Here is a 7669-nt window from a genome sequence, read left to right on the forward strand (position 1 = left end):
GCTGACCTGGCCGCCGCCCTCGTCGTCGGCACCCATCTCGCCGCCGCCGCCGCCGCGGCCGTCGAGGATCGTCATCTCACCGCGGAAGCGCTGCAGCACCACCTCGGTGGTGTACTTCTCGACGCCGGAATTGTCGGTCCACTTCCGGGTCTGGAGCTGGCCCTCGATGTAGACCTTCGAACCCTTGCGCAGGTACTGCTCGGCCACGCGGGCGAGGTTCTCGTTGTAGATCACGACCGAGTGCCACTCGGTCTTCTCCTTGCGCTCGCCGGACGCCTTGTCCTTCCACGATTCGGAGGTCGCGAGGCGCAGGTTGACCACCGGGTCGCCGGAGCCGAGGCGGCGCGTCTCGGGATCGCGCCCGAGGTTGCCCACCAGAATGACCTTGTTGACGCTGCCCGCCATCGCTCTCTCCTTCGCCGTCGGATCTCACAGGGACCGGTCTCGCCGAGCCCGCGTGCGCCCTTCATGGGCCTCGGAACGGACCCCGGCAACCGCTTGAGGGGCGCTTGTCCCCATCGTGCACACGCGCCGCCGGCACGATCATGTTCTATCTTTGTTCCCAACCGGCGGCAACTCGGCGCCGCGCGGACACGGCGCCGGATGCGAGCCTTCGCGCTCAGGCGACGTGGACGACGAGCTTGCCGAAGTTGCGGCCCTTGAGCAGGCCAATGAACGCCTCCGGGGCGTTCTCCAGCCCCTCGACGACGTCCTCGCGGTACTTCACCGATCCGTCCGCGATCCAGCCGCCGACCTCGCGCTCGAACGCGTCGATCTGGCTGGCGAAGTCCCAGACGATGAAGCCCTGCATCCGCAGGCGCTTGGTCAGCACCGCGCGCATCAGGAGCGGCGAGCGGTCGGGACCGGGCGGCAGCTCCGTGGCGTTGTAGCCGGCGACGAGCCCGCAGACCGGCATGCGCGAGAAGTCGTTGAGCAGCGGCAGCACCGCATCGAACACCGCGCCGCCGACGTTCTCGAAGTAGACGTCGATGCCGTTCGGGCAGGCGGCGGCCAGCGCGCCGGGCAGGTCGTCGGAGCGGTGATCGACCGCGGCGTCGAAGCCGAGCTCGCGGGTGAGGTAGGCGCACTTCTCGGGGCCGCCGGCGATGCCGACCGCGCGTGCGCCCTTGATCCGGGCGATCTGCCCGACGAGGGAGCCCACCGGCCCGGCGGCGGCAGCGACGACGACGGTCTCGTTGGGCTTCGGCTCGCCGATGTTGAGGAGGCCGGTATAGGCGGTCATGCCGGGCATACCGAGGACGCCGAGCGCCGTCGTCGGCGGCGCCACCGCGGGGTCGACCTTGCGCAGGCCCTTGCCGTCGGACACCGAATAGTCCTGCCAGCCGCCGAAGGCCTGGACCAGGGTGCCGACGGGGAAGTCCGGGTGCTCGGAGCGCATCACCTCGCTCACCGTCCCGCCGGTCATCGGCTCGCCGATGCCGACCGGCGCGGCGTAGGATTTCGCTGCGCTCATCCGGCCGCGCATGTAGGGGTCGAGAGAGAGCCAGCGCGTGCGCAGCAGGATCTCGCCGTCGCGCGGCGTCGGGACGACGGCCTCCTCCAGGCGGAAGTTCTGCAGGGTCGGCTCGCCGTGCGGGCGCGCGGCGAGGACGATGCGGCGGTTCTTGGCGGCCATGCCGTGTCTCCTTGGGATGGAGGAATCGAGGCTCGTTCGAACGCTCATGTCGCAGCCGTGGCCGCCGATGTCACCGGCTGGCCTGATCCGCGTTTCCCGTTCGAACCATCCCGTTTAGGGGAATAAGGACCATCATGCGCGTCGGATCCGGTGTCGCCCTCGCCATCGCGTTCGCAGCCTTCGCCGGACCCGGCGCGGCGGCCCAGGACCCGCTCGCGCGCTATCGCCAGGTCTCGCGGGTGCTCGTCCTGTCGGCGCCGGATGCGGGAGACCGCCGGCTCGTCGCGCAGCGCGCGACGATCGCCGCGGCGCGCGCAGGTCTCAGCGAGCGGGACCTCGTCGTGGTCGAGGCGGTCGGCGGAGGCGGCGACGCAGAAGCGATCCGGCGGCGGCTAGGCCTGCCGGCCGACGCGTTCCGCGCGGTGCTCGTCGGCAAGGACGGGGGCGTGAAGATCACCGAGCCCGAACCGATCGCGCCGCAGCGCCTGTTCTCGACCATCGACGCCATGCCGATGCGCCGGGACGAAATGCGGCGGCAACGCTGAGCGGAAACGAAAAAGGGCTGCCCGCAGGCAGCCCCCTTCGTCGTCACGATCGGACGCGTAGCTCAGTAACAGCGCTCGATCAGCACGCGGCGGTAACCGTAAGGCGTCCAGCGCACCCGCGGGACGGTCACGCACTCGCCGCCGTAACCGTAGCCGCCGTAGGCCGCCGGGGCGTAGCCATAGCCGTAACCCGGGTAGCCGTAGCCGCCATACCCGCCGTAGAGACCGCCGGCCGCCAGGCCGAGGCCGACGCCGAGCCCAAGACCGCCGAGCCCGTACCCGAGACCACGGCCGTAGCCGTAGCCGCGATACCCGCCGTAACCGCCGCGGTAGCCACCGAACCCACCGCGGTAGCCGCCGAAGCCCGCACCACGGAACCCACCACCGAAGCCACCGCCCCGGAAGCCGCCGAAGCCGCCCCCGTGGAAACCACCGCCATGGAACCCACCGCCGAACCCGCGCGCTTCGGCCGAGGCCGGAAGGTAGGCGAGAGCCCCGACCATCAGCGTCGAGGCAAGAAGAAGACGCTTCATCTCATCAGCTCCAGAAGAGTCGTGTTCTTGACCCCCGTCACATCAAGAACGCCCAGCCGCCGACTTCGGTTCACGCTGCGACATCGGCGATCGACGCCCGGGCTTCGGAGTCCGGGCCGCTTGAAAACCGTCGCATTCTGAGGTGAGGAGGCGTGCGGCGGCCCCTTTAAGGGCTCGCGCTTGGTCAGGACCTCACGATGATGTTACGCCTCACCAAAGCTGCGGTCCTCGCGCTGATCGCAGTCTCGGCCGGCGGCGCCCACGCGGAGACGGCGCCGAATGAGACGTGCCGCCCTGTCCAGGCGCAGGGCGACAGCTTCACCGTATGCACCGTCGACCTCCGCCGCCAGCGGGTGCGCCTGTTCTGGCTCGGCGCGGACGGGTTGCCGTATTCCTCGCTCTCGACGCTTGCCGAGAAGCAGGGTCCGCGCCTCAGCTTCGCGATGAACGCCGGCATGTACGACAAGGGCCAGGCGCCGGTCGGGCTCTACGTCGAGGACGGGCGGGAAATGAAGGGCGTCTCGACCGCGAACGGGCCGGGCAACTTCCACCTCAAGCCCAACGGTGTGTTCTACGTGAAGGGCGAGCGCGCAGGCGTGCTCGACACCGGCCATTACCTCAAGGCCCGCATGAAGCCCGACTTCGCGACGCAATCCGGTCCGATGCTGGTGATCGACGGCCAGATCCATCCCAAGATCTCCGCCGACGGGCCGAGCCTGAAGATCCGCAACGGCGTGGGCGTCCGCGACGACGGCCGGGTGGCGGTGTTCGCGATCTCGGAGCACCCCGTCACCTTCGGCGCCTTCGCCCGGTTGTTCCGGGACGACCTCGGCTGCCGCAACGCCCTCTTCCTCGACGGCAGCGTGTCGAGCCTCTACGCCCCCGCGCTGAAGCGCAACGACCTCAGCCGCCCGCTCGGGCCGATGGTCGGGGCCGTTCCACGCTAAGAGGCGTCTGCCCCCGGCGGGTCGCATCCATGCGCAGGCCGTGCTCGGGGCGCAGCGTCACCCGGTGCAGCGGCGTCATCGGCGGATGGTCGTCCGGCATCCGGAACCGGACCGCGCGGACGACGTGGGCCAGCACGATCACCGCCTCCTGCACCGAGAAGCTCTGGCCGATGCAGACGCGCGGGCCGGCCCCGAACGGCAGGTAGGCGAAGCGCGGGATCGCGTCGCGGTTCGCGCCGAGGAACCGCTCGGGCACGAAGGCGTCCGGATCGTCCCACAGGGTACGGTGCCGATGCAGCACGTAGGGCGCCACAAGCACCATCGACCCGCGCGGCACCTTGATGCGGCCGAGGCGGTCGTCGCGGATCGCCTGGCGGCTGAGGAACGGCACCGGCGGGAACAGCCGCATCGCCTCTTCCATCACCGCCTTGGCGAAGGGCAGCGCGTCGAGGGCGAAGTCGCCCTCGCCCGCCGCGTCGACCTCCGCCTCCAGCCGCTCCCGCGCCGCGTCGTCCTTCGCCAGGCAGTAGAGCGCCCAGGTCAGGGCGTTCGCCGTGGTTTCGTGGCCGGCGGCGATGAAGGTGATGATGTTGGCCTGCACCTCCAGGTCGGTGAGGCCCTTGCCGGTCTCCGGGTCCTGAGCCGCGAGCAGCAGCGTCATCAGGTCCTGCGGCGCGCCGCCGGCGGCGACCTGGGCCTTGCGCCGTGCGATCAGCGCCTCGACCACCTCGGCGAAGTAGCGCCCGGCCGGCCGCGCCCGCAGCCGGCCGAGCCGCGGCACGAAGTCGGGCACGCCGAACACGTCGAGGGGATCGATCGGCCCGACCGCCTCAAGGAAGCGCGTGATCGCGCGCCCGAGGGCGTCGGGATCGCCGGGCAGGCCTTGCGTGAAGATCGTCCGCTCCAGCACGTCGAGGGTGACGCGGGTCATCTCCAGCGCGACGTCGACCCGGGTGCCGTCCCGCCGGGCCAGGCGCCGCGCGAGCTTGGCGCCGGACGCGTTCATCGCATCCGAGAAGCCCTGCACCGTGCGGGCCGAGAAGATCGGCGCCAGCGTCCGCCGCTGCAACTTCCAGGCGTCGCCCTCGGCGCTGAGCAGGCCGTTGCCGAGACCGGGGGCCAGCACGCGGCGCTGCAGGTCGTCCTTGCGGTAGTTGCCGACGTTCTCGACCAGCAGGTAGCGGATCAGGGCCGGGTCGCTGACCACGGTGATGCGGCCCATGGCGCCGTCGCCGGCCACCACGGGCGCGGTGAAGTGATCCTCCATCCAGGTGGTGATCGGGTTCTGCCGCGCCGCCTTGAGGAACGCGAACAGGCCCATCGCCGTGCGGCGCGGCGCCGGCACGGGCGGCCGGAAGCGGGCCGTCTCCGGCGCCGGCGTGTCGATCGCGATCGTCGCCGTCATCGACGCCATCCTTGTTCGCCGGGCGGGGAACAGCCCGCCGCGTTTGTCGAGGCGCGGCGGGAAAAGCACCTTCGCGATTTGCCGCCGCCTGTCGTAGGTAGGCTTCGCATTGCAGCAAACGTAGAGGCCACGATGTCGCCGCAGCCCGATACCGCCACCCGCACGGAATCCGACACCTTCGGGCCGATCGAGGTCCCGGCGCACCGGTATTGGGGGGCGCAGACCCAGCGCTCGATCCAGAACTTCAAGATCGGCACCGAGCACATGCCGGCGCCGCTCGTCCACGCGCTCGGCCTCGTCAAGCAGTCGGCCGCCCTGGTGAACCAGGATCTCGGCGGCCTCGACCCGAAGGTGGCCGAGGCCATCGCCGCGTCGGCGGCCGAGGTGGTGGACGGCCGCCACGACGAGGAGTTCCCGCTGGTGGTCTGGCAGACGGGCTCGGGCACGCAGTCGAACATGAACGCCAACGAGGTCATCGCCAGCCTCGCCAACGAGCGGCTCGGCGGCCAGCGTGGCGGCAAGTCGCCGGTGCATCCCAACGACCACTGCAACCGCGGCCAGTCCTCGAACGACGTGTTCCCGACGGCGATGCACATCGCGGTCTCGCGCGAGATCACCGGCCGCCTGATGCCGGCGCTGACCCACCTTCATGCGGCGCTCGACGCGAAGGCGAAGGACTTCGAATCGATCGTCAAGATCGGCCGCACCCACCTGCAGGACGCGACCCCGGTCTCGCTCGGCCAGGAATTCTCCGGCTATGCCGCGCAGGTCGCGCTCGGCGGCTCGCGCATCGCGGCGACGCTGCCCGGCGTGCTTGCGCTGGCGCAGGGCGGCACGGCGGTGGGCACCGGCCTCAACGCGCATCCCGAATTCGCCGAGCGTTTCGCCGCCAAGGTCGCAGAGCTGACCGGCCTGCCCTTCACCTCGGCCGCCAACAAGTTCGAGGCGCTGGCGACCCACGACGCCCTGGTTTTCACCCAAGGTGCGCTCTCGGCGCTGGCCGCCGGCCTGTTCAAGATCGCGCAGGACATCCGCCTGCTGGCATCCGGCCCGCGCTCGGGCCTGGGCGAACTGTCGCTGCCGGAGAACGAGCCGGGCTCGTCGATCATGCCGGGCAAGGTCAACCCGACCCAGTGCGAGGCGCTGACGATGGTCTGCGCCCAGGTGATCGGCAACGGCACCACGGTGAGCTTCGCCGGCAGCCAGGGCAACTTCGAGCTCAACGTGTTCAAACCGGTGATCGCCAACGCGGTGCTGCAATCGATCCGCCTGCTCGCCGACGCGGCGGTCAGCTTCACCGACAACTGCGTCGTCGGCATCAAGGCCAACGAGGACCGGATCGCCGACCTGATGAGCCGCTCGCTCATGCTGGTGACCGCGCTCGCCCCCTCGATCGGCTACGACAAGGCCGCCGAGATCGCCAAGACCGCGCACAAGCGCGGCACCACCCTGAAGGAGGAGGCGCTACGCCTCGGCTACGTCACCGAAGCCGAGTTCGAGCGCGTGGTGCGTCCCGAGACCATGCTGGCCCCGAGCGCCGAGTAGGCGCCCGCTCGAACGGGAGATCGACGCGATGGCCGAGATCATCAACCTGCGCCAGGCCCGCAAGGCGCGCCTGCGGGTCGAGAAGGACGCCAAGGCGGAGGACAACCGCATCGCCTTCGGCCGCCCCAAGAAGGCCCGGACCCTGCAGGAGCGCAAGACAGCCATCGAGGTGGCCCGCCACGAGGGCCACAAGCTCGTCGGGCCAGATTCGGACACGTGACGCGGTGCCCCTTCTCGACCCCTGTGCGAGCGACAGGATTCGCACATCGCTGCTTCTGGCGTTTCGATCTGCGCGCATCCCCTCGCCCCGCTTGCAGGGAGAGGGACGCGACGACCTCGTCGTCGTGGTGGCGAGGCGGCAGCCGACGGTGAGGGGGCCGATCCGGAGGAGGCTTTTTCGTTCGCGCGCCCTCACCGTCGCTTTGGCTTCGCCGACGCTTGCCGGCTGCACGACAAGGTGCAGCCGGGCCTCTCCCCGCACGCGGGGAGAGGGGAACCCGCGCGTCATCAGATGCCGTGACGAAATGGACGACTACCGTTTCCCGTGCGCTGGACGGAGAAGGCGCGCCCGATGACCATCACCAAGCGCTCGGTGATGATCGCCGGCCACCGCACCAGCGTGTCCCTGGAGGACCCGTTCTGGACGGCTTTGGGCGAGATCGCAGCGGCGCGCGAAAAGTCCGTCCAGGCGCTGATCGGCGCGATCGACGCCGAGCGGAACGGCCAGAACCTGTCCTCGGCGATCCGGGTCTTCGTGCTGGCGGCGTATCGCGAGCCGGCGGACCGACCCGTCGTCAGCGCCGGATGTCGCGAAGGCTGAGCGAAGCGGGGGCGCCGAAGGTCCGCCTGAAATCGTGGGCGAAATGGGCCTGGTCGGCGAAGCCGGCCGCATGCGCGGCGCCGGTGAAGTTGTTGCCGTCGATCACCGCACCGATCGCCCGGCGCATCCGCAGCCAGGCCCGATAGCGCCGGAACGGCACCCCGACGGCGTCGGTGAACAGGTGCTGGAACCGCGAGGCCGACAGGCCGACCGAGGCCGCGAGCGCCCCGGCCGACGG

10 protein-coding genes are annotated in these 7669 nt (G+C 70.5%); 5 read left to right on the top strand and 5 right to left on the bottom strand.

The window, feature by feature from the left end; all coding sequences use genetic code 11:
* Positions 1–405 (bottom strand): single-stranded DNA-binding protein (ssb, locus tag FV222_RS12410; protein WP_147814460.1); only part of this gene is annotated, 405 nt, incomplete at its 3' end.
* Between the two features lie 214 nt (positions 406–619).
* Positions 620–1636 carry an NADP-dependent oxidoreductase gene (locus tag FV222_RS12415; RefSeq protein WP_147753237.1) on the bottom strand — a complete coding sequence of 339 codons (1017 nt, stop codon included), beginning with the start codon at positions 1634–1636 and terminating at the stop codon, positions 620–622.
* Between the two features lie 134 nt (positions 1637–1770).
* Between FV222_RS12415 and FV222_RS12420 the strand changes: the two genes are divergently transcribed.
* Positions 1771–2181, top strand: a complete 411-nt coding sequence (locus tag FV222_RS12420; RefSeq protein ID WP_147763840.1) for a DUF4174 domain-containing protein — start codon at positions 1771–1773, stop codon at positions 2179–2181.
* 62 nt (positions 2182–2243) lie between these two features.
* On the opposite strand, the gene FV222_RS12425 is transcribed toward FV222_RS12420, so the two are convergent.
* Positions 2244–2714, bottom strand: a complete 471-nt coding sequence (locus FV222_RS12425; protein WP_147814462.1) for a hypothetical protein — start codon at positions 2712–2714, stop codon at positions 2244–2246.
* 197 nt (positions 2715–2911) lie between these two features.
* On the opposite strand from FV222_RS12425, the gene FV222_RS12430 reads away from it, so the two are divergent.
* A complete protein-coding gene (locus FV222_RS12430) occupies positions 2912–3661 on the top strand; it encodes a phosphodiester glycosidase family protein (RefSeq protein ID WP_147753234.1) in 750 nt (249 codons plus the stop codon).
* On the opposite strand, the gene FV222_RS12435 is transcribed toward FV222_RS12430, so the two are convergent.
* Positions 3618–5066, bottom strand: coding sequence for a cytochrome P450 (locus FV222_RS12435; RefSeq protein WP_147814464.1), 1449 nt, complete (start codon positions 5064–5066; stop codon positions 3618–3620). The genes FV222_RS12430 and FV222_RS12435 overlap by 44 nt on opposite strands.
* Before the next feature lie 132 nt (positions 5067–5198).
* Between FV222_RS12435 and fumC the strand changes: the two genes are divergently transcribed.
* The 3 genes from fumC (at position 5199) to FV222_RS12450 (ending at position 7431) form a co-directional block, all read left to right on the top strand.
* On the top strand, positions 5199–6611 hold the full coding sequence (fumC, locus tag FV222_RS12440; protein WP_147763838.1) for a class II fumarate hydratase: 1413 nt from the start codon (positions 5199–5201) through the stop codon (positions 6609–6611).
* 28 nt (positions 6612–6639) lie between these two features.
* Complete coding sequence (locus tag FV222_RS12445; protein WP_147763837.1) at positions 6640–6831, top strand: DUF4169 family protein; 192 nt, start codon at positions 6640–6642, stop codon at positions 6829–6831.
* A 351-nt stretch (positions 6832–7182) separates the two neighbouring features.
* Complete coding sequence (locus tag FV222_RS12450; RefSeq protein ID WP_147763836.1) at positions 7183–7431, top strand: ribbon-helix-helix domain-containing protein; 249 nt, start codon at positions 7183–7185, stop codon at positions 7429–7431.
* Here FV222_RS12450 and FV222_RS12455 read toward each other — a convergent pair.
* On the bottom strand, positions 7406–7669 hold a 264-nt coding region (locus FV222_RS12455; RefSeq protein ID WP_147814466.1), incomplete at its 5' end, for a helix-turn-helix domain-containing protein. The two genes, FV222_RS12450 and FV222_RS12455, sit on opposite strands and share 26 nt — an antisense overlap.

The organism is Methylobacterium sp. WL103, from assembly GCF_008039885.1.
GTDB lineage: Bacteria > Pseudomonadota > Alphaproteobacteria > Rhizobiales > Beijerinckiaceae > Methylobacterium > Methylobacterium cerastii.

What these genes read in the sequence shown, in the direction of transcription:
- FV222_RS12415 (WP_147753237.1), bottom strand. Translation starts at nt 1,636, where the DNA reads ATGGCCGCCAAGAACCGCCGCATCGTCCTCGCCGCGCGCCCGCACGGC.
- FV222_RS12420 (WP_147763840.1), top strand. Translation starts at nt 1,771, where the DNA reads ATGCGCGTCGGATCCGGTGTCGCCCTCGCCATCGCGTTCGCAGCCTTC.
- FV222_RS12425 (WP_147814462.1), bottom strand. Translation starts at nt 2,714, where the DNA reads ATGAAGCGTCTTCTTCTTGCCTCGACGCTGATGGTCGGGGCTCTCGCC.
- FV222_RS12430 (WP_147753234.1), top strand. Translation starts at nt 2,912, where the DNA reads ATGATGTTACGCCTCACCAAAGCTGCGGTCCTCGCGCTGATCGCAGTC.
- FV222_RS12435 (WP_147814464.1), bottom strand. Translation starts at nt 5,066, where the DNA reads ATGACGGCGACGATCGCGATCGACACGCCGGCGCCGGAGACGGCCCGC.
- fumC (WP_147763838.1), top strand. Translation starts at nt 5,199, where the DNA reads ATGTCGCCGCAGCCCGATACCGCCACCCGCACGGAATCCGACACCTTC.
- FV222_RS12445 (WP_147763837.1), top strand. Translation starts at nt 6,640, where the DNA reads ATGGCCGAGATCATCAACCTGCGCCAGGCCCGCAAGGCGCGCCTGCGG.
- FV222_RS12450 (WP_147763836.1), top strand. Translation starts at nt 7,183, where the DNA reads ATGACCATCACCAAGCGCTCGGTGATGATCGCCGGCCACCGCACCAGC.